The sequence below is a fragment of the Azospira sp. MPR-E4 genome (genome assembly GCF_058809645.1).
The window spans coordinates 1-25,807 of record NZ_JBXAST010000048.1; the positions used below are offsets into that span (position 1 = coordinate 1).

Consider the following 25,807-nt stretch of genomic DNA (forward strand, 5'->3'; position numbering starts at 1 on the left):
AGCTGGGCCTGTGGGGCGAGGGAGGGCTTTCCATCCGGTTTGGGGAGGGGGGCTTGAGCCAAATAGGCGGCTCCTGCCTGTGCCTGTGGCTCCTTGAGCAGTTCTGCTAGATTTAACTGCCCATTCGTCCAGCGGGCCAGGTGTGCTTCGTAAAACAGGCCACTACTGCTGATGGCCTGCTTGAGCAGTGGCGCAAGTTGCTCTGCGGGGAGTTTGGGGTTGGCGAGAAGCGGCTGATTTCCGCTAAGAGGAGTCGCGCGCCCTTTGGACTTGTCCGGAACATCCGCCAGCAGTGTGGCAATAAGTTGGCCGGTGCGGCTGAGGGAGGTGGCAGCGGAGCTTTCTGCAGTAGCCGCCTGTTTGGGATTTGCAATGACGGCGAGAGCTGTTCGGCCATTGTTCTCCACCACTTCCATTTCCAGCGAATCACCACTTTTCGCTGAGAAAGGAAGTGCCAGCGTTACCTCTCGCTGGGAAATCATTGCGCGATATGTCCCGTTCGGTAGAGCCGCTTGAATGTCGGCCAGAATCCTTTGCCCGGGAACGAGTTCGGAGAGTAGGTCGGATACCGCCTGGCTTGGTGCGACCTGTTGGATTGCCGCATCTAGCCGAACGCGCGGGAGATTGACGAGGTCAGACGGAATCATGACAGGGGCATGAGTCTCAAATTAGACTCTGGTGAGAGTCATTGCCGTGAAGCCCCTGGGAATTTGGCTTACGGTGCCAGATAGGTATTTTGGAGGCGTCTGGAAGTCTTGATGCTGCCGAGCTTCTCCCCCAATTCTCCCATCCAGCGCTCGGCCAATTTCCTGGTTTCTTCATCCAGAGAAAGAATGGCTTTGATCGTCGTCTCTGACTGCGTTTGCTCTGCCGGGTTCAGAGGAGACGGGGCTATTTCTAATTCGGTACGCAAGGCGGCCACCAGCTGTCGCCTTTCCAGTTCTTTATCTACCAGAGCATCCCATTCGTCAGCTTGGGCGTGCTCTCGCATTTGTTGGGATATTGCGAGAATCGCATCGTACAGAGCGAGGAGTTTTGCGCCGCTTGCCATTTTTAGGCCCTAGTCAGAACATTGCCGTCACTAGGGGTAGTACTGTCGCCATCAAGGCCATTTGTCGCACCCCTGGCCAGCACTTCCCACGCACCCAGTAATTCCCGCAGAAGTGCTGTCACTTCATCTAAGATAACTGGGTCGTTCTTGAGGTTGGCGGTGCTCAAGCGTTGCACCATGTAGAGATACAAGTCGTTGAGAGATACGGCAATGCCTCCTCCTTGACTGAACTCCAGTGCATTTCTCAGGCCTTCGATAATGTCGATTGCCTTATTGAGAAATTGTGCTTTCTGGGCGATGTTTCGTCTTTCCATTTCCCCTTTTGCAGAGGCTATGGCTGAGATGGCTCCTTCATAGAGCAAGACGACCAACTGGACGGGGTTGGCCGTACTCACAGCCGTTTCGACCTTCACTTGGGCGTATGCCCGAACCCCTTGGTTAAACATGCGATACCTTTCTGAAGCGCTGGATCATCATCTTAACGTAGGAGCGAAGAGAGATAGCTGCTGGTGTTCTTCATAACTCCCAGTGTGGAATCCAGATTTGCATACTGGCGGCGTAGACGCGTTTCCATATTGTCGAGCCTGACATTTTCCCGTTCCATATTGGTATCAAACATTTTGATCCGGGAGTTGAGACCTTTAATTCGAGCATCCACTAAACCGTCATTGGATAGCATGTTAGATGCAGTATCGTAGAGACGGTGCGCAAAACCGTGTTCGGTATCTGTGAAAAGAGAAACGACGTTACTGGAATTGGTTTCCAGTGCTTTGGCAAACGTTGTGCTGTCCAAGGACAGCGTACCGTCTTTTTTAAAGCTAATGCCGACTTGAGCTAAGTAGTTCAGATCATTTCCGGCAATTTTTGCCGGTTGATTAAAGATGTTCTGCAATTGATAAATAACCGATGTTGCAGAATTGTCGGCTTCAAGCGTTCCGCCTTTTTGATGCTGGGTGGTTACCGTGCTGGCTAGCTTGTTGTAGGCAGAAATGAAGTCGTTGATCTTTTTGGTGATGGCCTCTGTGTCTCGGGCTACCGTCAGACTAAATGGTTTGCTGCTGTCCGCACTGACCAGGTTCAAAGTGACGCCATCAATGACGTCGGTGATGCTGTTGGTCGAGCGCTCAATATCTAGACCATTCACTGAAAACAGAGCATTTTTCGCAGCCTGCTTCGTTTCATCAAAGCCACCTAAAGCAGTCTTTAGGTTGTTGTCGATGACGACGTCGTTATCTGTGCCCTGTCCGGTGGACGCGATGACTAATTTGTAGGATGGGGCAGCAGATGTTCCAGTGTTAATGATGCTGGCTGAAGCCAAGGTCTGGGTTGCTGTTTTGCCATCAGTTGTAACTGTGGCGGCATTGATTTTATCCCGAATTCCTTCGAGGGATTCGCTGCCGTCAAGAGTGACATTGAAGGTCTTTTGTGATGCGCCACTGCCAACACTAAAGTTGAACGTGCCGGCAACCGCGGGCGTAAATGCTGATTTGGGATTGGTGACCCCAGTCAACATAGATTTGACGCCAGCTTGGGCCAACTGGCTGACTTTGATGTCGTAGGTACCTGGCTTGGCTGTATTTGCTGCCGTTGCGGTGGCTATGCCGGTATTGGTTGATGTGGCTTTTGCGGCGGCGAAATCCAAGTCCAGCTTTAGAGTGCCGATAGCGGTTTTGAACGCGTCTAGGTCGCTTTTGACTTTCCCAAAAGCGCTCAACTGATCATTAACTTCTTGCTTCTTTTTGGAAAGCGAATTGAGCGGTTGGCGCTCAAGTTGAAGTAGCTGGCTTACCAGGCTGTTGACGTCGAGTCCCGAGCCAACGCCCGCACTTGAAATGCCCATGATCGTTCTCCGTTATGCCGCATGTCGAAATATTTTTAAGCGCGCTCTTTGATTAACAAACCTTTCAGTTCATCAAGCCGCTTTGCGATAACAAGCATTTCCTGTGCCGGAATCTGACGAATTACTTCTTTAGTCTTTACATCAATGAGCTTTACGACACTGGCGCCGGTATCGTTGTCAATGGAGAACTGAAGGTCGCTTCTAAGACCTGCGACGGTCTGATTGGCTCTGTGCGTAGCTTCCTGTAAGGCCTCCTTTTCTTCTATTGGTTTTTGTTGCTCAGCGACAGTGGTATTTTTCGTTGTATCGGGAGTGGAAGTGTCCGAGGGAACTTCGCGTTTGGCAGCGGCAGCATTGGCAGTCGAACGGTTAGCCGTTTGAGTGGGGTAGGTAGGGGGGCTGCTGTTGTTCAAAGGTTGGATAGTCATTTCCAGCTCCTTTATACGGCACAACCGGAGGGGCTTCGAGCGATGCTCGCTACCCCTCCGGCCAGTACTGCTAGTGCTTTAATCTAATGCGGTTTAGCGCAGGAGGGTCAGCGCGCCCTGGGGCACCGTATTGGCCTGGGCCAGAATTGCCGTGCCGGCCTGTTGCAGAATCTGGTTACGGGTCAGCTGAGCAGTTTCGGCAGCGAAGTCAGCGTCGATAATCCGGCTCTTGGATGCACTCAGGTTTTCCACGTAGTTCTGCAGGTTCGACACTACCGCCTCAAAGCGGTTTTGCACGGAACCGAAGGTGGCGCGGATGTTGGCAATCTGGGAAATATCCTGATCCAGCTTGGCGATAGCTGCGGAAGCACCACCGGAGGTGGTCACAGTCACGGTCCCGGTTGCGGTCAAGCTGCCGCTGAAGGAGTTCAGACCGGCGGAGTTGGCCTGAGCCAAGTCGGTGGTGGTGACGCTAACCTGGTTGTCGGAGGAGCCGCTGAAACCCACCTGGAAGGTGATGGTGGATGCACCGGAGAGCAGCTTGGTGCCGTTGAATTCGGTGGTCTGAACGATACGGCTAATTTCCTGGGTCAGCTGGTCAACTTCCTTTTGCAGCTGGCTGCGGTTGGTGTCGCTGATGGAGCCGTTGGAGGCTTGCACAGCGATTTCGCGGATACGTTGCAGGTTGTTGGCGATCTGGCCCAGAGCACCTTCAGCCGTCTGGCCGACGGAAATGCCGTCGTTGGCGTTACGGATGGACTGGTTGCCACCGCGGATGGCGCTGGTGAAGCCTTCGGCAACGGCGGAACCGGCGGCATCATCCTTGGCGCTGTTCACGCGCAGGCCGGAGGACAGGCGCTGCAGGGAATTAGCCAGAGAGGCGTTGGAGGTGGCCAGATTCCGTTGTGCGTTCAGCGACGAAATATTGGTGTTGACGATCAAAGGCATGATTATCTCCTTGGTTCCATTGATTATTTACCCATTTGGGTAAAACCTTGGGGGCGGGATTGCGCCTCCTTTGTCTCAGTTATCGGAGGCGCTTGGAGGAACTTTAGTCTTTTTAGCGAATATTTTTGTCGGGGTGAAACAAAGAAAAAGGCGCCGACTTTTCTCCACCCGGATGTGGGGTTGGGAAAAGGCGGCGCCGAAGCGTCTCTGGTAGTAGGGGCGGCGAATCCGCCGCTTATCAGCCTCGCAGTAGCGTTAGGGCCTGTTGCGGAACGGTGTTGGCCTGGGCAAGGATTGCCGTACCGGCCTGTTGCAAAATCTGATTGCGGGTCAGTTGGGCAGATTCGGATGCGAAGTCAGCATCCATGATCCGGCTACGGGATGCCGTCAGGTTCTCCACATAATTTTGCAGATTGGAGATGACGGCCTCGAAACGGTTCTGCACCGCGCCGTAAGTGGAGCGCAGGTTGGCTACCTGGGCGATATCGGCGTCCAGTTGGCTGAGGGCTGCGGAGGCGCCACCGGAGGTAGTGACGTTGATGGTGCCCGTGGCGGTGAGGCTGCCACTGAAGGCATTGAGGCCTGCTGAGCCTGCCTGGGCTAGGTCAGTGGTAGAAATGGAGACTTGGTTGTCGGCGGAACCGCTGTAACCGATCTGGAAGGTAATGGTGGCTGCCCCAGAGAGTAGCTTGGTGCCATTGAACTCTGTGGTCTGAACGATGCGGCTGATTTCCTGGGTCAGCTGATCCACTTCCTTCTGCAGCTGGCTACGGTTGCTGTCGCTGATGGAACCGTTGGCCGCTTGTACGGAAATTTCACGAATTCGTTGCAGGTTGTTGGCGATTTGGCCCAGGGCGCCTTCAGCTGTCTGGCCGACCGAGATGCCGTCATTGGCGTTGCGGATAGCCTGGGTGTTGCCGCGAACCCCGCTAGTGATGCTTTCGGCTACAGCCATGCCGGCGGCATCATCCTTGGCGCTATTGACGCGCAGGCCGGAAGACAGGCGTTGCAGGGAGAGCGACAGTGCCGCGTTGGACGTGCTCAAGTTGCGCTGAGCATTGAGCGACGCAATATTGGTGTTGACGATTAGTGCCATTTTCAGCTCCTTACCAGAGAGGCTTAACAGTTTGGGCGCCCATCTCCCCGGAGGGGGTGGGGCGCTCTGGTTTTACTTAAGCAACTGGTGTGCCATCATCGTGGCAATAGGAGATTTATGGCATTAATAGGTGTGGGAAGTGGCTTGTCTATTGTCTTCCAGGCATTTAGGGGAAGGCCTGGGGGCTAGAGGTTTTCAGCCAGTTCGGCAGCAACCCAGCAATGGACTCCAGAAGCGGCAACCATTGCCCCGGCATTTTTTGCCGGTACAGAGTCAGACTGGGATACCAGGAGGTTGCTGTTCCCTGCCGGGGCCAGCGCCAGTCAGCATCCGCTGCCAGCATTACCCAGGCCGGGCAGCCTAGGGCTCCGGCGAGATGGGCGATGGCAGTGTCCACCGAAATAACTAGGTCGAGCCTGGCCAGAGCCGCTGCCGTATCGGCAAAATCCTCCAGTTCTGGACCTAGGTTCAGCAGGGCAGCCGGCAAGTTGGCGGGGGACGGCTTTTGCAGGCTGACCCATTCAACCTCGGGGATATTCAGTAAGGGAGCCAGGGCCGACAGGGGGCAGGAGCGTTCTTGGTCATTGGGATGTCGGTTATTGCCGGCCCATACCAGACCGATGCGTTTAGCATTGCTGCTGATCGGTAGACGTTGCGCCCATTTTTCCTGGTAACGCTGGGGTACCTCGATGTAGGGGCCGGCGCCGATTGCGGCAAAGTGTGTTTCGTCCAATTGCAGCACATGGGGTAGGCTTAGCAAGGGCAGATAACAGTCGCAACCCCAGGCATCCTTTGGAAGGTCGGGTCCTTGGGGCACCCAGCGTAGGGGGGAGTCCGAGTCGACCAGAAGAGGCAGCAGGGCGGGCTGGACTTCAATGACGATATCGCCTCCGAAAGCCAGCAGCAGGGGAACAAAGCGAATGAATTGCAGGGTGTCTCCCAGGCCCTGTTCTGCCCTTAACAACAGGGAACGGCCATGTAGGCGTTCTCCCCGCCAACGGGGAAGTCGGTTTGAGAAACGGCTGCGGGTGCCTGCCATTTCTCCCCATTCATACTCCGCCCAACCCTCTTTCCAGTAGCCCTGGCCCAACAGGGCTAGGGCGTTATTCCATCGGCACGATGGGTCCGCTGGGGCTAGGGCTACGGCTTGCTGATGGCTTGCTAGGGACTCGGCATAGCGCCCGCAGCGGCGCAGGCTATTACCTACATTGCTCCAGTAACGGGGCAGCTTGGGTGAGATGGCGAGGGCCTGCTGCAATAGCTCCAAGCCTTCTTGGTAGTGTCCCTGCTTTTCCAGCAGCAGTCCCAAATTGGTCAGTATTTCCCCATCCCCAGGGGCGGCCTTGCGAGCCGTCTGGAAAGTGGCCGTAGCTTCGTCCAGCAGGCCGTGGGCCTGCTGAGCCATCCCCAGGTGATTGAGGATTGCGGCATCATGAGGCGCCAGGATCAGGGCACGATGGAAGGCTTGGATGGCCTTTCCCCACTCCCGCAGTCCATGAAATACCTGCCCCAGATTGTCGTGGGCCAGGGGATTGTCGGGCTCCAACTCGACTTGACGTTGGGCCCAGGGCAGGGCCAGGTCCAGCCGGCCTAACTGAAAAGCGGTGGCGGCCAAATTGGCTAAAGTCGGAGTGTGGTCTGGGTTGAGGGCCTGGGCCTGGGCATAGGCTTGGTAGGCTTGAGGCCCGTCTCCCAGTTGTGCGAGACAGATGCCTTGGTTGAAATGGATGCTCCAGTCTCCTGGGGCAAGAGTTGCCGCCATCTGGAATGCCTTTGCCGCCTGTTCGAAGTTGCCGGCAGAAAAGGCCGCCTGGGCTTGTTGTAGCAGTTGTGGCAGAGGCGTCATCACTGTTCCTGGCGCCACTGCCGCAAGGCTTGGGTAACAGCGGCGACCACCTTGTCCCAGCCTTCTTCCTGGGTTTGCCGGAACTGCCGTAGGCTGGGGTACCAGGGAGAGTCCTCCCGCTGTAGTAGCCAACGCCAATCAGTATCCCAGCGGTTAAGCAGCCAGACCGGCTTGTTCAAGGCGCCGGCTAGGTGAGCGACGGCGGTATCCACGCTGATCACCAAGTCCAGGGATTCCACCAGTGCTGCCGTTTCTGCAAAATCCAGCAGTTTGTCGCTGTAATCGGTAATGGACCACCGTCCCTTAAGGTCGGTGACTTGAGCTGCGGCCTCATCCTTTTGCAGGCTGACGAAACTGATGTCGGGGACAGAGGCCAGAGGCAGCAACTGCTCCAATTTCAAGCTACGGCGGCTGTCCAGTAGTACGGCGTCGGCCATGTGCTGGCGCCGGCCGCCTGCCCAGACCAGACCTACCCGGGGTCTGGAGAGGGGGGCGAGGAGCTCCCGCCATGCCTCCCGGCGGGCCTGGGGGGCCCGCAGATAGGGCATCTCTGCGGGAATGTCCGCGATGCTGGTATGGAAGGCCAGTGGTAGGGAAAGCAGGTGGCAATGCCAGTCTGTCTCGGGGACCGGCTCATTTTCATCAATCAGCAAGTCGATACACGGCATTTCCTGAAATAGGGGTTTCAGGGGGGCTTGTATACGCACCGCTATCCAAGCGCCGAGAGCTTTGACCCGGGTGGCGTAGCGGATGAACTGCAGGGAATCCCCTAGACCCTGTTCGCACAGTAGCAGGATCCGCTGGCCGGAGATGGGCTCGCCCCGCCATTGGGGAGTGCCGGGACGAAATATCACCCCCTGGATGTTGGCCTGGCGCCGGTACTCATAATCCGGCCAAGCGGCCTGCAGTTGCCCCCGGGTGAGTCGTACCAGAGCCCGGTTCCAGCGCGCTAGGGGATGTTCCGGGTCTAGTTCGAGGGCCCGATCCAGATTGGTCTGGGCTGCTTCCAAGTCCATGGCTTCCATCTGGGTGATGGCTAGGTTGCAGTAGCCCACCGGGTCTTTGGGAGCGATGCGAATGGCTTGTCCGAAACTGGCGGCGGCTGCTTCGGGATAGCCCTCTTTCATTTGTGCATTGCCCAACTCGATCCATGCCCATAGCAGGTCAGGGGCGAGTCGAGTGGCGCTTTCCGCCAATTCCCTGGCGACCGCATATTCCCCCAGGTGAGAGCATAAGGAGGCGAAGGCGGTGTAGTTGCGTGGCTCCTCCGGGTTGCAATTAAGGGCCGCTGTATAGGCATCCACTGCGTCAGGAAAATGGCGTAACAGAACAAAGCCACTGGCGATGCGACGCCAGGTGTCATCATCCTGGGGTTGCAGGGCCACGGCCTGCTGCAGGTCGGTGCCTGCTCCGGCGCCATCGCCCATGCGAATGCGGGTCAGGGCTGCCTCAATACAGGCGTCGATGCTGCCGGGCTCGGCCGCCTGTACGTTTTGCCACAGGGCCAGAGCCTCTTCATGGCGCTGCTGGTCTCCCAGCAGGATGGCCAAATTGTGGGCTGTGTCCAGGTGCCCGGGCACGGCAGCCAGGATGGTTCGGTAACGTGTCTCAGCGGTGGCTCGGTCGCCCCGTTGCTGGGCCTGTACCGCCTCGGCGAAGTAGGCGGTCAACTCTGTCGGGGTCTTAGGTGATGATGTCATGATCTTAGTCTCGGCATAGGGACATCCGCGGATGTCCCTATGCCGAAGGATTACGGGCGGGGGTCCGTTAGGGCCTTGAACCAGGCGTCCAGATGGTGGCTAAGGAGGTAACGTTGGCGCACCCACTGTTGCAGGGCGTCTCCTTCTTTTGCAGTGGCATCCAAGTCGTGGACTCGTTCCCGGATGGCCTGGACCCAGGCGCCAGTCTCGTTGGCAACCCGGGTTACCGGGGCGTTGTCAGTACGGTAGGGATAGATGTCCGTACACACCACGGGCAAGCCCAGAACACCGTATTCCAGCAGACGCAGATTGCTTTTTGCCTCGTTGAAGGGATGCTGTTGAAGGGGAGCCACCGCTAGATCCAGGTTGAGGGAGGCCAGTTTGGCTGGATAAGCTTCGACCCCAACTTCGAACTGGTGATATTCCGTCACGTACGGCCGAATTTCGTCGGGACACATGCCGAAGAATACCCATTCCACTTCGTTGGCCGTCTGCTTCACTGCTTCGCTGATAATGGCCAAATCGCCTTTGTGTTGCTGGGCACCGGCCCAGCCCACCCGGGGCTTTTTCCCGACTCGGCGATGGGAACTGAGGTGGGCCCACAGATCGTCCCGTAGGGAATTCGGCACCAGGCGAACTTCGTCGGTGAGTTCCTTGACGAAGTCGAAGAGAGGCTGGGTGCTGACCACCACCCGGTCAGTTTGCTCGAACAATTTGCGCAGGCGTTGCCGTCCGTTGCGGGGGATACGTCGGTAGTTGGGATTGTCCTCCGGCATCTGGGTGATGAGGTCGTCAATCATGATGACCGACAGCATGTCAGGTCGTTGCTTGCGGTAGAGCTCCTGCCACTCGAAGAAAGCCGGGGAATAGTCCACCTGCTGCATGAGTACGTCTGGTTCCAGGCGGTTCAGTTCTGGCAGGGTGGGGTAGCGTAGCTCGTGGTATTTGCGAGTCTGTACGATGGTGGATTGAATTCGTGCAGCGTGGGTCAATCCCTTCAAGGGAGCAGTAAACCGGTACTCGCCTACCCCGCCAGCTGGGGGAAAGGCGAGGATCCGTTGCCGGTCATGGAAGTTGGTATCCCAGTCTGCCACCAACTCGCTTTCGACGTGGAAGGAGCGGTTGGTGCTGAGGGCTAGGTGACGATTGTAGGCCGGGTCTTCTCGGAGCCACTTCTTCCAACGGACATGCAGGGCCAGCGCTGTGGCCGAGTCCCGTTCGACGATGGCGGCACGGCGCTTGATCTCCTGGAGTTCGCTCTGCAGCGACTTGCTTTCGTGGTGAACCAGGGTGGCGTAGGGTGTCCACACGATGAGTTTGCCCAGTTCCCGAACCTTGAGGCAGAAATCTACATCGTTGAAGAGTACTGGCGTGTCCTTTTCATCCATGCCTGAAACCTGGATGAACAACTCCTTGGCGACCAACATGCAGGCGGCGGTGACGGCACTATAGTTTTGTTCCACCTGGAGGCGGTTGAGATAGCCAGGATCCTTCATGTCCAGGTTCATAAAGCCATGGGAGGCCAGGCGGTCAAGGCCAAGAATGACGCCGGCGTGCTGGACTTTTCCAGTTTCCGGATATACCAGGCGGGCGCCAACGATGCCCACTTCTGGACGCAGGGCATGGGCTACCATTCGGGATAGCCAGTTGGCCTGAATGATCTCAGTATCGTTGTTGAGCAGTAGGATCAACTCACCCTGAGCCGCCTCCACCCCCAAGTTGCATTGGGCGGAGAAATTGAAAGGACGATCGTAGTGAACGATGCGAACCTGTTCCGAATGGGCGGCCGCTAGTTCGTCGTAATAGGCCAGGGTATCAGGATCTTCGGTCTGGTTATCGACGATGATGACTTCGTAATGGGTGTAGTCCGTCTTCTGGAACAGAGTTTCCAGGCAAGGGCGTAGGTACCACACGCTATCCCGATTGGGGATGATGATGGATACGAGGGGGGTGCGCTCCAGAGGATAGGCCACCCGCAGAGTATCCGGCAGCAGCCCCTGTTCTACTTGGCCTGGTACTTTCCGACGCGCCAGGTGTGCTTCCACCGCTACCTGACGGGACGCTTGGGCCAGAGGATGTTCCGTCAGGCTAAAGGGGAGATGCACCAAGGGCTCGGCGATATGGCCGATAGACGAGAATCCACCCTCTTGATCAAAGATGCGCAAAAGGGCGTCGTACTGCAGGGCGCCGGGGAAGGGCGCGAAACTGCCTGCACTGCGCAGAGCCTGGGTCTGGAACCACACTGCACTGCCCACGTAGTCCATGGAGCGAAGATAGTCCAGACTGAAGTCCGGCTTAAACCATGGGTCCTGTCGCTGTCCTGTAGCACTCAGGAAATCATGGTCGCTATAGATGGCTTGCCATTCCGGGTGTAGTTGAGCGTAATCGCCGATGCTGAGGAGAGCATTGGGCTCCAGGGTGGTTCCGGGAGGCAGCAGGGCTACCCAGTCGCTAGGAATGTTCTCGATAACAGCATTGCAGCCCGCCACCAGGGTCTGTTCATCCTCCAGGCTGTCCAACTGAAGCCAACCGAGTACTTCGGACTGGTTGAAAATGTCGTTGGGGGTGGGCTGGTCCGACAGCACAATCAGCTGCCAACCCTGATAGAGCTGCTGCTGTAGTCCGTCGATGGTCTTCGCCAGCTGTTCCATTGCTTGCTGACGTACCGGCATGAGGAGGAGGAAATGGGGGCGACGCTGCCAGGCCATCATTCGTTCCGCATGGACCTGGCCGTGGATGGGCTCCAGGGAGTGCTTGTTCACCCACAAGGGGTAGCCATCCTCGAAGGCAGTAGGGACTCGGTATTGGGAGGGGCCTTGGGGGGTTTCCAGTTCCTGCAGGAGTATCTGGCGCAGGCGCTCCACGCTGGCGTTGGGGGCTGGGTAGCGAGCGTATAACTGCTTGAACCCGGGCAGCTGCCGTGCTGCCGATGGGAGCGTGTGGTCCTGACGGAATGCTGCCTGACGGACCTCCACCGAGAGCCGTTCTATTTTCTGGATACGGGCGACAGCGGATGCTCGTAGCAGGAAGTCCCAGTCCTCCAGGATGGTCATGGATTCGTCAAACCCGCCGATCTGCTTAAGCAAGGAAGCACGGTGAGCCCAGGTTGGCGTGGGGATGTAGTTGGCCACCAGCAAATCGTCCCGGGAATAGGGGCGGATCTGGTAAGGGCGGGTGCGGGTGGTCTCCATGGGGCGACCATCCACCATCTTGTGCACCACGTACTCGGCGTCGCTGTAGACGAAGTCGAAGGCGGTGTTTTCCAGGGCTGTGGCGATGGTTTCCAAGTGGTGGGTGAAGTAGTAGTCGTCATCGTCCAGGTAGGCGATGATGTCCCCCTGGGCTGCGGACAGGGCCATGTTGCGGGCAGCAGCAGCACCGCCGGAAGTGGAGCGACGGATGTAGGTGATAGGGAAGTGACTACCGAAATAGTCCACCACGTCTCCCACGTCACAGCCGCCATCGTTGGCTACCACTACTTCAAAGCGGCGGTAGGTCTGGTATTGCAGGCTTAATAGGGCCTGAGCCAGGAGATGGGGCCGGTTCTTGGTGGGAATGATGACGGATATCAGGGCCGCTTGGCCTTCAGTGATGGCTAGGCGGATGCTCTGGGTGGAAGCCCATACTTCCGGCGGTGGGGCCGGAGGGTTCCTCAGGGCACCTGTAGCGACCAGTTCCTGCCAGCATTTGGCGACGGAGTCCCACTGATTGCACTGTTGCCAGTGGGATTTTCCGAGGGCACCCAACTGGTTGAGTTGCTGGGGCGTGGCGAGGAGGCGGGCGATCGCCTCAGGAAATTTATCCAGGGGAGTGATGATGCCGCCACTCAACTCGTTGGCGGCTCCGCATTGGGGGGTGGCGATCCATGCCTTGCCGTGGCTCATGGCCTCGACGATGCTTACCGGGAATACTTCTCCGTGGGATGCCAGGACCACTAGGTCTGCCGCCTGCATGGCAGCAGCTACCTGGGGCCCGGATAGACCGTGGAGAAGCTTGATGCGGGCATCCTGGGCGACGGCGTGCTTTACTTGCTCGGCGTATTCCAGATTGCCTGAGGGGTTGCCCAAGAGGGCTAGTTGGCAGTCCAAATCGAGCTTACGGAAGGCCTCTATCAGCCCCAAATGGTTCTTTACTGGCCAGAGATTGGCTACATGGACCAGCAGGGGCTCGTCTGGAGAGAAGTCGTAGGTCTGACGGAAGTCCAGGTTGGGAACCAGGGGTGTGGTGGCGTTGGGCAGATGGACGAAGGGAATTCCTTCCTCCTTCAAGTAGCGGGCATCGGGCCCCGTCTGGGTCAGGCATACCACCGCCGATGTCTGGCGCAGCACTCCTCCCAGGCGTTGGCGGAACCCGGTATTGCCGCCCCAGTTGCCATAGCCGTCCTCATTGATGAGGGGCTGGACCAAGGTCCGGGTATGGGCCGGGACCCGGGCACCTTCCAAGCTCCAAATGACCCAGTTGAGAGGATCGGCCCGCAGAATGACGCCCACGTACTTCCCACTCTCCACAAGTTCCCGCAGTTGCAGAGAGGCCCTGGGAAGGCCGACCGAAGTGGGGGTGTCTGCATCCAAGGAGTGGATGAGCATTCCTTCGTATACGTCGGAGGTGCGGTTAGGCAGAGCGCGGGCAGCAATTTCTACCTCGTAACCGAGCTTCTGTAGGGAGAGCCCCAGGTTTTTGACAATAGTTTCGACGCCGCCTACGGAGGGCCAATAAAAGTCACAACCAATAAGGATTTTCGGAGTTCCGTTGCCGTTACCTTTTGCAGTGGCAACTGGTGTCAGACTTGCAGTTTGCGGTTTGCGGAACATGTCGAGGGCAGGGTTGTGCTCGGCATGGTCACGGATGTACTCCAGTTCGTCCTCCAGGGAGGCACTCACGGCTGCTAAAGAATTGCGCTGGGCTACCAGGCGATGGCCGGCTTCGCCCATCGCCTGGCGACGTTCAGCTGAGGCCAATAGCAGTTCCAGCTGCCCTTCCCATTCTTCCTGAGTGTCCGCCAGCATGCCGTTTACACCGTCCTCAATGAGGGTGGCGCAGTCGCCACCCCGCTGCGCCACCACCGGGATGCCGCCGCTCATGTAGAGCAGAGCCTTGAGCGGGCCACGGATGGCGAAGTCGTCCAAACCAAAGGGCGGCGGGAAGAGTCCGATATCCATATCCAGGATTTCCTGGATCATGGTGGCCTCGTCGTAGTCCGTCAGGATGGAATGGGGAATCCCCTCCAGATCTGGGCACTGGTCCTGCTGATAGTTGAGGCAGAGCAGACGCAGTTCAATCTGGGGGTGGCGGCGGCAGACCGTGGCCAGAGCAGGAGCGATCTTGCTGATGGCACTCAGGGTGCCGTGGGTGCCGACCCAGCCGAGGCGAATCTTGCCATCCTGGCAACGACTGTGGCTGGCTTTGGCTGCAGTAAATTGCTCCACCTGGGTACAGGCGTGAATAACCCTCACATTGGGATTGAATTTGCGTCCGTATTCGGCCACATGTTCGTTGTCACAGAAAACACCATCGGCGATGGCTAGGATCATTTCCAGATCCTTCCAACCGGTGTTCCGGTGGTGGGGCAGCCACAGTGCGTCGGTGAGATCGAAAATGATCTTGGCAGAGGTTTCTGTGCGAAGACGCAGGTAAAGGTTGAGGAAGGGCACCTTCAGGCAGTACACCAGGTCGTGCTCGGAGGCCGTCCGAATAATGGAGTCCTCATCGCTCCGTTCAAGGTCCAGATAGGTGATCTGCCAACCCCGGGCCTTGAAATAGGCCTCGTAGATGGTGCCGCGGATGCGCATGGTGATGGAACCCATGGGGTAGTACAGCAGGAAGAGCAGGCGCTTCCCGGGCGGGGCCGCCATTGGCATCGCCAATGAAGCCTCCAGACGCATGTCGCGCCATGGGGCGTGGGACTGTACCGGAGTCTGGCGGATGGAAGCAAAGCCGGCTGCGCCCAACTCTGCCTCGAGGTGCCAGCGGGTCCAGCTGAATCGGTTGGGTACGAAACGGGCCTGGGCTTCCATGTGGTCCCGGCCGAAGGCGTGGAGAGCACGCACCCCTTCCAGGTATTCCCCTAGATTGCCTTGGCTTTGCGCTACCTTGGCTAGGGCCGCCTCTAGGTTCACCGTTTCGATGATGAGGCGGCCTTCGGGTGTGAGCAGCCGGCTCAATGTCTGGAAGAAGCCACGGGCCTCCCACAGGGATAGGTAGTTGATGACGTGGTACATCACCACTTCGCTGACGGAGCCCGGGTCGAAGACGTTCTCCAACTCGCTGATGTCCAGGATCAGGTCGGCCTTGGCGCTGCTGTCCACATCGATATTCACATAGCCCGGCCAGTAATCCTGGCCGCAGCCGAGATGCAGCTTAAGCTCCCGTTGTCCACTGTATTGCTCGCGGTATTGTTCGATTTCTTTGGCCAATTTTGCTCCCCTGAGAGTCTTCCAGATTGGTCTGGGATGGTGCGGTGGCTCTGCTGATAACGATGTTTGGCGGGCACTCAGCGAGTCAACAGGTGATCGGCTGCCCGTATGTTACGCAATTGGAGCACGGAAGCGGCGATGTCGTCTGCCTGCCGATTGCTGAAGGTAAAGCCAGTGTCGCGGAAACGGCGGTTGCTGACTTGATAGGACAGCTGATTCATGATTTTGGCATCAACAAGGTTGACCTGTAAGTCGGGGATGTGGGTCTGGATCTGCTCGACGATCTTGGCTACGGTGGTGTTCGTACTGACCACGTTGTAGATGCGACGGTCGAGCAGCTTCTTCTGCCATACGTGTCGGAGGGCTGCCACGGCGTCGTCGACGGCTAGGTAGGGGCGCATCTGATGCATGGCGGTGCGCCATACTGTTAGCGGTTGTCCTGCGCAGGCCTGCCAAATGAACTTGTTGACAGCGGTATGGAAACGCATACCGGGAGACGTGCCGAAAATTGTGCCGAGGCGCAGCGTGACGAAGCGAAGTCCGGCGCAGTCAGCGAGCCAACGCTCAGAGCGCAGCTTGGCTTCAGCGTAGGGACTCTGGGGTTGCAGGTCCTCCAAGGCGCAGTTTTCATCTACCTCGTCCTGCTGAACGCCGTAGACGCTGGTGGTGGAGGGGAATACCAGGGCGGCTCCGGCTTGTCGGCAGGCTTCGGCGATGCGGACGGTGGCGTCGAAGTTGACCCGCTCTACCTGGTCCTTTTTGTCAAAGCTGGAAGCTGCGTCAGTTATTGCCGCCAGATGAATGACCAGGGAGTCTGCGTCAAGCAACTTTTCCAAATCCACGGTGAGAACGTCTGCCTCGATGAAACGGAAAGGGACCCCGTCGGGCAGCCCAAACAGAGAGCAGTAGCGCTGGGCCGACATGTCGTCGATCAGTACCACCTCCTTGAATTCCCCGGGCTGAAGGGCGTGAATCAGGGCGGAACCAATGTGCCCGAGGGCACCTGTGACGATGAGACGTTGCGTCATAACAAGAATACTCCCTAGAGATAGCGATCCAGCCGGGCTTGGTAATAGGCCAGGGTCTGTGCCAGTCCGTGGCGCAAGCCGGTCTGGGGTTGCCAACCGAGAACCTGCTTTATTTTTTGATTGTCGATGAGCATGTCGCCCACGTCGATGGCCTTGCGCTCCTTGGGCCAGGGATCGAAACGGACCTGGCCGCCAAGGCATTCGGCGATTGCTGCGGCAATTTGTGCGACGCTGTAGTGCTCGTCTGCCGCAGCAAAGAAGACCTCGCCAATGGCCTCCGGGGCGTTAGCAGCTGCGAACAGGGCTTCGACGCAGTCACTTACGTAGGAGAGATTACGAGACTGGGCACCATCGCCGAAAATGGTGATGTCGCGGCCCTGTAGGGCGAGTCCGATGAAAAAATTGACGAAGCCGAATTGGGCATTGCGGATATGGGCTCGGGGGCCGTAAACATTGGCTAGACGGACCACTGAGGTGGCTAGCCCGTAGGCCTTTGCGTAGATGAGGGTGTACTTTTCCGCCGCGCTCTTGTTGGCTGAGTACATGTCTACCGGGAATTCCGGATGTAGTTCATCCACCTTGGCCGTGCGCATGGGGCCGGTCTGGGTGCTAGTGCCTACATAAACGAAGCGCGAGCCCGGGTTGTACTGGCGCATGGCGTCCAAGAGAGTGATGGTGCCTAGACAGTTCACCGCGACGTTTTCCCTGGGATTGTGCATGGAGCCTAGGTGGGAGGTCAGGGCCGCGCAGTGGAAGACTACGTCCTGCCCGACCAGGGCCTCGCGGCAGGTATCCTCGTCGCGGATATCTCCTTCGAGGATTCTCAGGTCTGCGGCAAAATCTTCTACATTGGCTTGGTTCCCCCCAGCCTCCGGTGACATGTTGTCCAATAGGGTGACCTCATGGCCGAGTTCCAGGCTGCGTAAAGCCAGATTGCTGCCGATGAAACCGAGTCCCCCGGTGATTAGTATTCGCCGTGCCATGATCGTCCCTTAGGATCCAAGGAGTCGGCAGATGCCGTCGCAGACGAAATCCATCTGGGCTTCGCTGACAATCAGGGCGCCTGGTAGATTGATGCCGCGGGCACAAATATCGTAGGCGACGGGGTTGAGTTCTTGATAGCGTTCCCGCGCTCCGGGGTAGGCCGGTAGGGAGGACAGGGGGTAGAAGAAGGGGCGCGCCGGAACGTCCATTTCTCCCAACCGCCGAATGGCCTCCAGCTTGTCGATGCCGTGGCTCTTGCCGATCAGCAGGCCGGTGATCCAGGCGCCGTTGACGCCTCCTTCAGGTTCCGGATTCAGGGTGATGTCAGGAATATCGGCCAGGCGCTGACGGTAGTGCTCCAGCATCCAGCGCTTTTTGCCGACCAGTTCGTCGATGCGCTGGAATTGTGCATACCCCATGGCTGCCTGCAGGTTGAAGGGCATGTATTTGTACGTGACTTCATAGACGTAATAAGCTGGGCCTTCCGGCTTACGCCCATGGTCCCGTAGGAACATGCAGCGCTGGTAGAGCTCGTCGTCGTCCAGGAGAATCATGCCCCCTTCTCCCGTAACGATGGTTTTGGTTCGGTGAAAGCTGAAAACGGAAGCTTTGCCGAAGTTACCGGCACGCCGACCTCGGTAGCTGGAGCCGACTGCCTCAGCAGCATCCTCGATGAGTGGAATGCCGTGGCGATCAGCGACCGCTTGCAGATCGTCCATCCGCGGCATGTTGCCGAAGACGTCTACGGCGATGATGGCTTTGGTGCGGGGGGTGATGCGCTGTTCCAGGATGTTTGGGTCAAGACACCAGTTGTCGGCTGCAATGTCGCCGAATACGGTTTCTGCCCCTAAGTAATGGATGCCAGCGGAGGACCCGACCCAGGTGCATTCCGGGACGATGACTTCACTGTCTCGGTCTACCCCCAGAGCGGTCAGCAGTAGATGCAGGGCGGTGGTGCAGTTTGGGGTCATGATCCCGTACTTGCGCCCATGGTAGGCGGCGAACTCCCGCTGGAAGCGCTCCACATACTCATAGTTGTACCAACCGTTTCTCATGCAGTCTTCGACGATGCTGATTTCCAGTTCGCTGATGGAAGGACCGGCCATTTGGATGTCTTGAGTCACGTTCAGACCTTTCGTAAAACGCGGGTAGCGGGATGACCTACCACCACAACCCCGTCGGGGATATCGTTTATCACCAAGCTGCCGGCACCGACGATACTGTCCCGGCCGATGTTCAATCGCGGCAAGACCGTGGTTCCGGCTCCGACCCAGGCGCCATCTCCCAGGCGGATGAGACCACAGAGAGTGGCGCCAGGGGCAAGCTCACAGCCGTCACCGAGGATGCACTCGTGGTCCACGGAGGCCCGGGTATTGATGATGACCTGGGCCCCGAGTACCGCTTCTGCTCCTACCAGGGCCCCCGCCATTAGCTGACAGCCCTCGCCGAGTTGGGCATTGGCTTCGACATGGGCAGTTGGGTGTATCACATGGACCGGGTGCAGACCGGCTGCCTTCAGCTGCTCGGCGATTTTCAGCCGCACCCGGCCATGGGGATTGCCGATGGCGATACAAAAGCCAAAGGGGACTCCGTCCTGTCGCTCTTGCCAAGCACAAAATCCCTTCCAACCCAGATACAAGGGGACATCGGGGAATGGTGGTGGGAGACCTGGGGTATCGTCAAAGACGGCCACCACGCTCCCGCCACGAGCTTCAATAATGGGGCGAACCACCTTGGCCTGCCCAGTGCCTCCCCAAAGGATGATGGATTGCCCCTGCAACTCGTACATGGTTTGGCCTAACGTATCGGCTTGTGCAACCAGTCGAAACTGATGCCGGGATCATTATGGGGGAGGCGGATTTCCTCATCAGGCTCGTAGGTGCCTGAGGTGACGTAGATGACCGTGGCTGGACCGTTGATGCATTCATAGCCATGTACCACCTCTGGCGGTAGGTGGTAGATCGAGGCCTCCTGGTGTTCCCCTGCCAGGAAGGTCATGATCTCTCCGTAACAGGGGGAGTCCAGGCGGCGGTCGCAGAGAGCGACGCGCAGGGTGCCGGCAGCCACATAGGTCCATTGGTGCTGCCGGAGGTGGCCATGCCAGGCCTTGATTACTCCGGGATAAACGAGGGAGTGGCTCAGTTGGCCAAAGCCAGCGGCGAAGAAGGGGTCGTTGTTGCGGATGACTTCCCGAAAAAAACCCCGGTCATCACTGTGGGTGGCCAGGGTTTTCAGGAAAACGTCGGGGATCGGGCGGCTCATTTTCGATAAAAGTCTAGGATGGCTTCAATGACCCGGTCCTGTTCGTCGAAACCCAGTTCCGGATATAGGGGTAATGAAAGCACATCTCGTGCCGCTTTTTCTGTTTCTGCTAAGTCAGCATCAATTGCTAAACGCCCTTCGTAAGCGGGCTGCCGGTGGATGGGCATTGGGTAGTGGACCAGGGAGCCAATCTCGTGGCGCTTTAGGTGGGTCTGCAGGGCGTCCCGTTCCTCAGCGCGGACCACGTAGAGGTGATATACGTGCTCGCATTCGGCCCGGCAGGTTGGGAGCTTCAGTGGGGTGTCCTGGAGCAAGGTGTCGTAACGATGTGCCAGCGCTTGGCGCCGTCCGTTGTCTTGCTCCAGAGTTTGCAATTTGATCCGCAAGATGGCGGCCTGGATTTCGTCCAACCGACTATTCCATCCGGGAATGCAGGATACGTAACGTTCCTCCCAGCCGTATTCCCGGATCAGGCGGGCCTGTTTTGCTGTGGTCTGGTTCCCTGTGACTACCATGCCCCCGTCACCAAGGGCGCCCAGGTTCTTGGTGGGATAGAAACTGAAGCAGGCTGCTGCCCCCATGGAGCCAACCCGGCGCCCCCGGTAGCGGGCACCATGGGCCTGGGCGCAGTCCTCGATGACCATGGCTCCGCTTTGCTCTGCCAAGGCTAGGATAGCGTTCATATCGGCAGGCTGGCCATAGAGGTGCACGGGGATGATGGCTCGGGTCCGGGAGGTGATCCGCTGGGCTAGTCTGGTCGGGTCCAGTGTGAAGTACTCGGGCTCAATGTCCACCAGTACCGGCGTGGCGCCGGCAGCCTCAATGGCGGCCACGGTGGCCACGGCTGTGTGGGCGACCGTGATAACTTCATCGCCGCGTCCCACTCCCAAGGCCGCCAGGGCTACCTGCAGGGCCTCCGTGCCATTGCCGACGCCAATACCGTGTGCTGTTCCGCAAAAGTGCGAAAATTCTTGTTCGAACTGACGGGTTTCCTCGCCCAAAATGTACCAGCCGCCGGACATGACCCGGGCGACGGCAGCGTTGATGGCTTCCTGGTGGCTTTCGTATTGGGCCAGGGGATTGGCGCAGGGAATCATGTGCTGATTCCGACGGAGGGGACGTATTCTATCCAGCGGCCACCCGCGGCTTCAAAGGCCTTTTCGTTGGACTTGATCTCCGCGGCATGATTCCAGCCGAAAAGAAGGGCGTAGTCCGGGTAATGTTGGGAAAAGTCCTCGTGAGGACGTACCGGGATATGCACGCCGGGACTGTATTTGCCATGTTTGATCGGTGTTGTGTCGCTAATGAACTCCACCAAATCAGGGGTAATACCGCAGTAGTTCGTTACAGTGGTGCTCTTGGAGGTGGCTGCATAACCAACCACCCGTTTATTTTCCGCCTTCAGGCGCTGCAGCAACGCAATCAGATCGCTGCGGGACTGCTCCACATTACGCCGGAACTGCTGATAAACCGCATATTGATGTAATCCAATCGATTCCTCCCAGGCCATTTGGCGGCGGACCGCGTCGCTGACCGGATAGGCGCCCGCGTGAGCAAGTACATAGCGCATTGAGCCGCCGTGTACCTCCTGGTGCAGGACATCCACCAGTTCCAGTCCGTGCTGGGCGAAGAGCCGGGATACGGAAGTGGCGGAGAAGTAAAAGACGTGCTCGTCGTAGATTTGGTCGTAAGAAGTCTTGGTGACGATGTCGCCGATATAGGGATCCTCGAAAGCGAGGATGCCCTTGGGTTTTAGCAGCAGGCGGATGCCTTCGGCCACCGAATGGAGATAGGGGATGTGGCACATGACGTTGGCGCCGAGAAAGGCGTCCGCCTGGCCGTGCTCGGTGATGATGGCCCGGGCCAGGTCGGCGTTAAAAAATTCACTAACCACGTTGAGGCCTTTGCTCCGTGCCACTTCGGCCACGTTCTTGGAAGGTTCGATACCAATGTGGCGTATGCCTTTGGTAGCGAAATACTGCAGCATGATGCCGTCGTTGCAGCCGATTTCCGCCACCAGTGGGTCGGCCTCTGTTAGATAGCGCTCGCACACCCAATCGGCAAAAGAGCCGAAATGCTGGGCCATGCGACGGGACGTGGAAGAGAAGAAGGGATACTCTCCGTGGAACAGCTTTTGTTCATCCACTAGTTGCATTAGCTGCACCATGGTGCAGTGGGGGCAGAACCCAACCTGAAGTTCGAAAAAGAACTCGTTCGCGTAGTGTTCAGGGCTGAGAAAACCATTGGCGATGGGCATGCGCCCGAAACTAATGACTTCCTGTAGCGGCGTTTGGCAGATCAGACAATTGGACATGTAAGCCTCGTTGATGATGCGGTTGCATGGCTGACTAACGGCAGCTGGAAGAGTTTTTTAAGGATATTGCCAGATTTGTGCCTAGGCCTGCACCACCCGGTTCTTGCCCGTGCGCTTGGCTTCGTACATGGCCGTATCTGCCCGCTTGATGGCCGCGGCCTGGTCTTCACCGGGCTGGTAGGCAGTGACGCCGGCGCTGAAGGTGATCAGCAGCTTCTGGTTGTCGTGCATGAAGTAGTGCTTGGTCAGCTCCCGCTGCAGCCGTTGCAGGGCGTGGGTCGAGTCTTCCAGGCCGGTGTCCGGCAGCAGGATGACAAACTCCTCGCCGCCGAAGCGGGCCACCAGGTCGGTGGGGCGCATGGTGTTCTTGATGACCGTGATGAGGTGGATCAGGGCGGCGTCGCCGGCGTCGTGGCCCAGGCTGTCATTGAGCTTCTTGAAGTTGTCGATGTCCAGGATGGCCAGGCAGAGGGAGGTGCGGCGCCGCTGGGTGCGGGCCGTTTCCTTGGCGAAGGCTTCCTCCAGGCCGTGGCGGTTGAGGGCGCCGGTGAGCTGGTCGTGGCGCACCAGGGTGCTGGCCTTGTCCAGCTCGCCCTGCAGTTCGGCCACCCGCTGTTCCGATTCCCGCACCCGCTGCTGGGTGGCCCGCAGTTCGTCGCGGGAGCGCTGGGCATTGAGCTGGATGATGCGGGTTTCGTGCATCACTTCGTCGATGACGGCCCGCAGGTCGGCAATGTTGTTGGCCGTGGCAATGCGCTGGGCACAGGCCTCCACCTTGTCGTGGTAGTCGGAGGTGGAGTCGGCGAAATCGGCCAGATGGTCCACGAAGCCTGCCAGCATGTGCTTCAGGGCCTCTTGGGCTTCGCTCAGGCTGTGCTTGAGCTGGCTCTGCTTGAAGATGACTTCCTTGATGCGCTGCTCGGCGTCGTCAATGGTGCGCAGGGAGAGGGGGCTGGTGACGATGTCTCGCACCATTTCGATCTGACCGTGCAGCCACTGGTCGTCTTCCACCAGTTCGCTGACGTTCTCGATCAGCAATTGCAGCAGATGCAGCAGGCCGGTGCGCAGCTCCCGCTGGTCATCCGCCAGCAGTTCGAGGCGGAAGGCGAACTGCTTGAGCTTGTCCAGCAGCTTTTTCAGGGCCTTTGTGTCCTGGGCCCGGCGCACGGCGCTGGCCAGGGTCCGGGCTTCTTCCACCAACTGGGGCGACTCCACCAGCTGGGTGGCGACGGCCGTTTCCAGGGTGAAGGCAAACAGTTCCCGCAGTTCGCCGACCAGGGCGTTGTCGGCGCTGGCCGATGCTGTGGTCGCGGCGACAGCATCGGCGCCGTTGTCCTCCTCTGCCATCTCGGGGGCGTCGGCCAGGGGTGTGCCGCCGGCGTCCGCATTCTGGTTCCAGGAATTGAGAAGTCCTTTCAGGCGGGTGAAGAGCAGGTCCGGATCCTTGCCGGCACTGGATAGCACGTGTTCCAGGGAGTCCCTTTTCTTGCCGGGCGTCAGGCCGGCATGATGGGTTTCCCATTGCCGGATCAGTTCGGCAATGAGGTCGCTCCAAGGCGGCGGTTCGCTGCTGGCTTCGGTACAGAAGGCCTTCCAGGTGTTCTGGAAGCGTTCCCAACTCTTGTCCCGGATCGCCTCGTCGAAAGACCTGGCAAGGCGCTGCTGGGCCGGTCGGCTGCGGTCAAGGGCGGCCGCCAGGCTTTTGCACTGCTTTTCCGGGAACGGCTCATCCCCCGGCGGGTGTTCGGCAATTTCGTTGTAGAGAGTGAAGTAATTGTCCGGAGTCGGCGGTATGCGCCGGACGGCCAGTTGCCGGAGGACTTCACGAGCAATTTCGGAGGGATTGGAGAGGGCAGCCATGGAATTTGAGTCTTGCTCGAAGATTGCAGCCTATTCTATATGCGACAGCACGTCAGGGGGCATGCCTCGGTTATAATGGCGGCCCCGCCGGGTTAGCTCAGTAGGTAGAGCAGCGCACTTGTAATGCGAAGGTCACCAGTTCGATTCCGGTACCCGGCACCATCCCTCTCTCTTTTCCCTGCTTGCCTGCTCAGGTCGGGCCCGGTTCGTGATAACCCAGCCGGTGCGATAAATCCTGGGCGGCTTGCCGGATGGCGGCGGCAATGTTGCTGTCCCAGTCGCTGGCAAAGTTGCCGATCGGCCCCAGGGAAGTGATTGCCGCCACCATGGTGCCCGTCTGATTGAATACCGGCGCACTGAAACCGTTGATGCCCGGAGAGTAGCTGCCGCTGGCCCGGGCAATGCCCTGGTTGCGGATTTCCGACAGCAGGCCGTCCATTTCCCGGCGCGCAGCCGCCAGGGTGGTGCTGTTCGCTTCCGCGTTCGCCTTGATTTCGACTTCCAGCAGTTGGCGCAGGTAGGGGGAGCGGAAAAAGGCGGCAAACGCCCGGCCCGTGGCCGAACTGGCCAGCGGCAGGACGGTACCGGCGCGCAACGCAACGGTGATCGGTCCGCCGGCCTCTAGCAGGCGGACCACCGTGGCACCATGATTCCCCCATACGGCCAGGGCAACGGTTTCACCCAGGCGCTCGCAGAGGTCCTCCAATATCGGGGTGGCGAGGCGAACCGGATCCAGCCGGCCCATGGCGGCCAAGCCCAGTTCCAGGGAGAAACTGCCCAGGTCATAGCGGCCGCTGGTCTGGTCCTGCTCGACCAGGCCCATGCGAATGAGGCTGACCAGGTAGCGGTGGGCCTTGGCGGCGGGCATGCCGGCAGCCTTGGCCAGGTCCCGCAGCATCATGGCGCGGCCATTGGCTGCCAGCGCCTGCAATAACTTGCCCCCCACTTCGATGGATTGAATTCCCTGGCGGTCCTTGGTTTTTGGCTTTTCCATATATGACTTAAGTAGCAAACCCGGTCGCCATATTACATCCGTGTGCGCCCAATCGGGGAGCCGCCGCTGTCAGTACCTTCGCATATAATCATCCGAGACCGTTGTGGCCCAAATGCCAGTTCGGCTTTTATCGAGTGAGAAAGGGGTGGGTATGCAAGCAATTCTGGTGGCCAATCCGAAGGGGGGGTGTGGCAAGACAACCTTGGCGACAAATCTGGCCGGCTATTTCGCCAACCAGGGCAACAAGGTCACCTTGTGTGATTTGGATCGCCAGCAATCCTCCCTGCGCTGGATGGCCTTCCGCGATCCGGAGATGGCACCGGTGACCGGATACTTCGCGGGTAATCAGGTGATGTTCAATCCGCCCCAGGATGTGGATCAGGTGGTGCTGGACGCCCCGGCCGGCCTGCAGGGCTATAAGCTTTCCGACTACCTGCGTCGTGTCGATAAGGTCATCGTTCCGGTGGTGCCTTCCATATTTGATATGGCGGCAACGGAGGATTTCCTCAATTCATTGCGCCAGGAAACCCGCGGTCGGCGGCAGATGCTGGGTATTGTCGCCATGCGGGTGGATCCCAGAACCCGTGCGGCAGTGATGCTGGAAGAGTTTTTGCGTCATTTCGATATTCCCATTGTTAGTTATCTGCGCAACACCCAGAACTACGTAAACGTAGCTGCCGCAGGGCTTTCCGTCTTTGACCCTCCCCGCGCAAAGTTCAAGCGAGATCACGAACAGTGGGATTCCCTCTTGCAGTGGCTCTCCGACTAGGCTATAGTTCGCCTCCCTCGACGCACCAGCCGGTGCAGCCAAGCGAAAGCAAAGCAAGAAACAAACCGGCAGGGGTTGACGAGGTGTAGAGAAAGCGATAATATCTCGCTTCTCTGACGGACGCGGGGTGGAGCAGTCTGGCAGCTCGTCGGGCTCATAACCCGAAGGTCGTAGGTTCAAATCCTGCCCCCGCAACCAGCTCTTTAAAAAATAGGACAACCGATAGGTGTAGGTGCTTGGTTGGGTGTTCCGGCTTAGGTCGGACAAATGAATC

The 25,807-nt window shown here is 58.5% G+C and carries 19 protein-coding genes, 2 tRNA genes and 1 pseudogene; 3 read left to right on the plus strand and 19 right to left on the minus strand.

Annotated features, from left to right (window positions below):
• The 18 genes and pseudogenes from AC1RTA_RS12880 to AC1RTA_RS12965 form a co-directional block, all read right to left on the minus strand.
• Nucleotides 1–647, minus strand: a pseudogene (locus AC1RTA_RS12880) (flagellar hook-length control protein FliK); the annotation flags it as partial.
• Nucleotides 648–715: 68 nt separating this feature from the next.
• Complete coding sequence (locus AC1RTA_RS12885) at nucleotides 716–1,051, minus strand: flagellar protein FliT (protein ID WP_152090756.1); 336 nt, start codon at nucleotides 1,049–1,051, stop codon at nucleotides 716–718.
• Between the two features lie 2 nt (nucleotides 1,052–1,053).
• Complete coding sequence (gene fliS, locus AC1RTA_RS12890) at nucleotides 1,054–1,497, minus strand: flagellar export chaperone FliS (protein WP_492784914.1); 444 nt, start codon at nucleotides 1,495–1,497, stop codon at nucleotides 1,054–1,056.
• Nucleotides 1,498–1,529: 32 nt separating this feature from the next.
• Entirely contained in the window at nucleotides 1,530–2,891 is a 1,362-nt protein-coding gene (fliD, locus tag AC1RTA_RS12895) for a flagellar filament capping protein FliD (RefSeq protein ID WP_492784915.1), read from the minus strand.
• A 35-nt stretch (nucleotides 2,892–2,926) separates the two neighbouring features.
• Nucleotides 2,927–3,319: a flagellar protein FlaG gene (locus AC1RTA_RS12900; protein WP_492784916.1), complete on the minus strand. Its 393-nt coding sequence runs from the start codon at nucleotides 3,317–3,319 to the stop codon at nucleotides 2,927–2,929.
• A gap of 93 nt (nucleotides 3,320–3,412) precedes the next feature.
• Nucleotides 3,413–4,267, minus strand: coding sequence for a flagellin N-terminal helical domain-containing protein (locus AC1RTA_RS12905; RefSeq protein WP_152090760.1), 855 nt, complete (start codon nucleotides 4,265–4,267; stop codon nucleotides 3,413–3,415).
• Between the two features lie 238 nt (nucleotides 4,268–4,505).
• Nucleotides 4,506–5,363: a flagellin N-terminal helical domain-containing protein gene (locus AC1RTA_RS12910; protein WP_152090761.1), complete on the minus strand. Its 858-nt coding sequence runs from the start codon at nucleotides 5,361–5,363 to the stop codon at nucleotides 4,506–4,508.
• Nucleotides 5,364–5,529: 166 nt separating this feature from the next.
• A complete protein-coding gene (locus AC1RTA_RS12915) occupies nucleotides 5,530–7,209 on the minus strand; it encodes a tetratricopeptide repeat protein (RefSeq protein ID WP_492784917.1) in 1,680 nt (559 codons plus the stop codon).
• Nucleotides 7,209–8,909, minus strand: coding sequence for a tetratricopeptide repeat protein (locus tag AC1RTA_RS12920; protein ID WP_492784918.1), 1,701 nt, complete (start codon nucleotides 8,907–8,909; stop codon nucleotides 7,209–7,211). Before AC1RTA_RS12920 ends, AC1RTA_RS12915 begins: the two co-directional genes overlap by 1 nt.
• A gap of 50 nt (nucleotides 8,910–8,959) precedes the next feature.
• Entirely contained in the window at nucleotides 8,960–15,322 is a 6,363-nt protein-coding gene (locus AC1RTA_RS12925; protein WP_492784919.1) for a glycosyltransferase, read from the minus strand.
• A 77-nt stretch (nucleotides 15,323–15,399) separates the two neighbouring features.
• Nucleotides 15,400–16,350, minus strand: a complete 951-nt coding sequence (locus AC1RTA_RS12930) for an SDR family oxidoreductase (RefSeq protein ID WP_492784920.1) — start codon at nucleotides 16,348–16,350, stop codon at nucleotides 15,400–15,402.
• 14 nt (nucleotides 16,351–16,364) lie between these two features.
• Nucleotides 16,365–17,333 (minus strand): NAD-dependent epimerase/dehydratase family protein, encoded by a 969-nt coding sequence (locus AC1RTA_RS12935; RefSeq protein ID WP_492784921.1) that lies wholly within the window; start codon nucleotides 17,331–17,333, stop codon nucleotides 16,365–16,367.
• A gap of 9 nt (nucleotides 17,334–17,342) precedes the next feature.
• Entirely contained in the window at nucleotides 17,343–18,458 is a 1,116-nt protein-coding gene (locus tag AC1RTA_RS12940) for a DegT/DnrJ/EryC1/StrS family aminotransferase (protein WP_492784922.1), read from the minus strand.
• Nucleotides 18,459–18,460: 2 nt separating this feature from the next.
• Nucleotides 18,461–19,123 (minus strand): acetyltransferase, encoded by a 663-nt coding sequence (locus AC1RTA_RS12945; RefSeq protein ID WP_492784923.1) that lies wholly within the window; start codon nucleotides 19,121–19,123, stop codon nucleotides 18,461–18,463.
• A gap of 8 nt (nucleotides 19,124–19,131) precedes the next feature.
• Nucleotides 19,132–19,596, minus strand: a complete 465-nt coding sequence (locus AC1RTA_RS12950; RefSeq protein WP_492784924.1) for a dTDP-4-dehydrorhamnose 3,5-epimerase family protein — start codon at nucleotides 19,594–19,596, stop codon at nucleotides 19,132–19,134.
• The gene (locus tag AC1RTA_RS12955) at nucleotides 19,593–20,693 is read right to left on the minus strand and encodes a DegT/DnrJ/EryC1/StrS family aminotransferase (RefSeq protein WP_492784925.1); all 1,101 of its coding nucleotides are present in this window, start codon (nucleotides 20,691–20,693) and stop codon (nucleotides 19,593–19,595) included. Before AC1RTA_RS12955 ends, AC1RTA_RS12950 begins: the two co-directional genes overlap by 4 nt.
• The gene (locus AC1RTA_RS12960) at nucleotides 20,690–21,910 is read right to left on the minus strand and encodes a methyltransferase domain-containing protein (RefSeq protein WP_492784926.1); all 1,221 of its coding nucleotides are present in this window, start codon (nucleotides 21,908–21,910) and stop codon (nucleotides 20,690–20,692) included. The genes AC1RTA_RS12955 and AC1RTA_RS12960 overlap by 4 nt, the downstream gene beginning before the upstream one ends.
• 81 nt (nucleotides 21,911–21,991) lie before the next feature.
• Entirely contained in the window at nucleotides 21,992–23,770 is a 1,779-nt protein-coding gene (locus tag AC1RTA_RS12965) for a GGDEF domain-containing protein (RefSeq protein ID WP_492784927.1), read from the minus strand.
• Nucleotides 23,771–23,856: 86 nt separating this feature from the next.
• Between AC1RTA_RS12965 and AC1RTA_RS12970 the strand changes: the two genes are divergently transcribed.
• Nucleotides 23,857–23,932, plus strand: a tRNA-Thr gene (locus tag AC1RTA_RS12970).
• Nucleotides 23,933–23,960: 28 nt separating this feature from the next.
• Here AC1RTA_RS12970 and AC1RTA_RS12975 read toward each other — a convergent pair.
• Nucleotides 23,961–24,764, minus strand: a complete 804-nt coding sequence (locus AC1RTA_RS12975; RefSeq protein WP_492784928.1) for an IclR family transcriptional regulator — start codon at nucleotides 24,762–24,764, stop codon at nucleotides 23,961–23,963.
• Between the two features lie 151 nt (nucleotides 24,765–24,915).
• On the opposite strand from AC1RTA_RS12975, the gene AC1RTA_RS12980 reads away from it, so the two are divergent.
• Nucleotides 24,916–25,533 (plus strand): ParA family protein, encoded by a 618-nt coding sequence (locus AC1RTA_RS12980; protein WP_130460200.1) that lies wholly within the window; start codon nucleotides 24,916–24,918, stop codon nucleotides 25,531–25,533.
• Nucleotides 25,534–25,654: 121 nt separating this feature from the next.
• Nucleotides 25,655–25,731, plus strand: a tRNA-Met gene (locus AC1RTA_RS12985).
• Nucleotides 25,732–25,807: the final 76 nt, after the last annotated feature.

What these genes read in the sequence shown, in the direction of transcription:
- AC1RTA_RS12920 (WP_492784918.1), bottom strand. Translation starts at nt 8,909, where the DNA reads ATGACATCATCACCTAAGACCCCGACAGAGTTGACCGCCTACTTCGCC.
- AC1RTA_RS12905 (WP_152090760.1), bottom strand. Translation starts at nt 4,267, where the DNA reads ATGCCTTTGATCGTCAACACCAATATTTCGTCGCTGAACGCACAACGG.
- AC1RTA_RS12910 (WP_152090761.1), bottom strand. Translation starts at nt 5,363, where the DNA reads ATGGCACTAATCGTCAACACCAATATTGCGTCGCTCAATGCTCAGCGC.
- AC1RTA_RS12900 (WP_492784916.1), bottom strand. Translation starts at nt 3,319, where the DNA reads ATGACTATCCAACCTTTGAACAACAGCAGCCCCCCTACCTACCCCACT.
- fliD (WP_492784915.1), bottom strand. Translation starts at nt 2,891, where the DNA reads ATGGGCATTTCAAGTGCGGGCGTTGGCTCGGGACTCGACGTCAACAGC.
- AC1RTA_RS12960 (WP_492784926.1), bottom strand. Translation starts at nt 21,910, where the DNA reads ATGTCCAATTGTCTGATCTGCCAAACGCCGCTACAGGAAGTCATTAGT.
- AC1RTA_RS12980 (WP_130460200.1), top strand. Translation starts at nt 24,916, where the DNA reads ATGCAAGCAATTCTGGTGGCCAATCCGAAGGGGGGGTGTGGCAAGACA.
- AC1RTA_RS12975 (WP_492784928.1), bottom strand. Translation starts at nt 24,764, where the DNA reads ATGGAAAAGCCAAAAACCAAGGACCGCCAGGGAATTCAATCCATCGAA.
- AC1RTA_RS12885 (WP_152090756.1), bottom strand. Translation starts at nt 1,051, where the DNA reads ATGGCAAGCGGCGCAAAACTCCTCGCTCTGTACGATGCGATTCTCGCA.
- fliS (WP_492784914.1), bottom strand. Translation starts at nt 1,497, where the DNA reads ATGTTTAACCAAGGGGTTCGGGCATACGCCCAAGTGAAGGTCGAAACG.
- AC1RTA_RS12935 (WP_492784921.1), bottom strand. Translation starts at nt 17,333, where the DNA reads ATGGCACGGCGAATACTAATCACCGGGGGACTCGGTTTCATCGGCAGC.
- AC1RTA_RS12915 (WP_492784917.1), bottom strand. Translation starts at nt 7,209, where the DNA reads ATGACGCCTCTGCCACAACTGCTACAACAAGCCCAGGCGGCCTTTTCT.
- AC1RTA_RS12950 (WP_492784924.1), bottom strand. Translation starts at nt 19,596, where the DNA reads ATGAGCCGCCCGATCCCCGACGTTTTCCTGAAAACCCTGGCCACCCAC.
- AC1RTA_RS12955 (WP_492784925.1), bottom strand. Translation starts at nt 20,693, where the DNA reads ATGATTCCCTGCGCCAATCCCCTGGCCCAATACGAAAGCCACCAGGAA.
- AC1RTA_RS12965 (WP_492784927.1), bottom strand. Translation starts at nt 23,770, where the DNA reads ATGGCTGCCCTCTCCAATCCCTCCGAAATTGCTCGTGAAGTCCTCCGG.
- AC1RTA_RS12930 (WP_492784920.1), bottom strand. Translation starts at nt 16,350, where the DNA reads ATGACGCAACGTCTCATCGTCACAGGTGCCCTCGGGCACATTGGTTCC.
- AC1RTA_RS12945 (WP_492784923.1), bottom strand. Translation starts at nt 19,123, where the DNA reads ATGTACGAGTTGCAGGGGCAATCCATCATCCTTTGGGGAGGCACTGGG.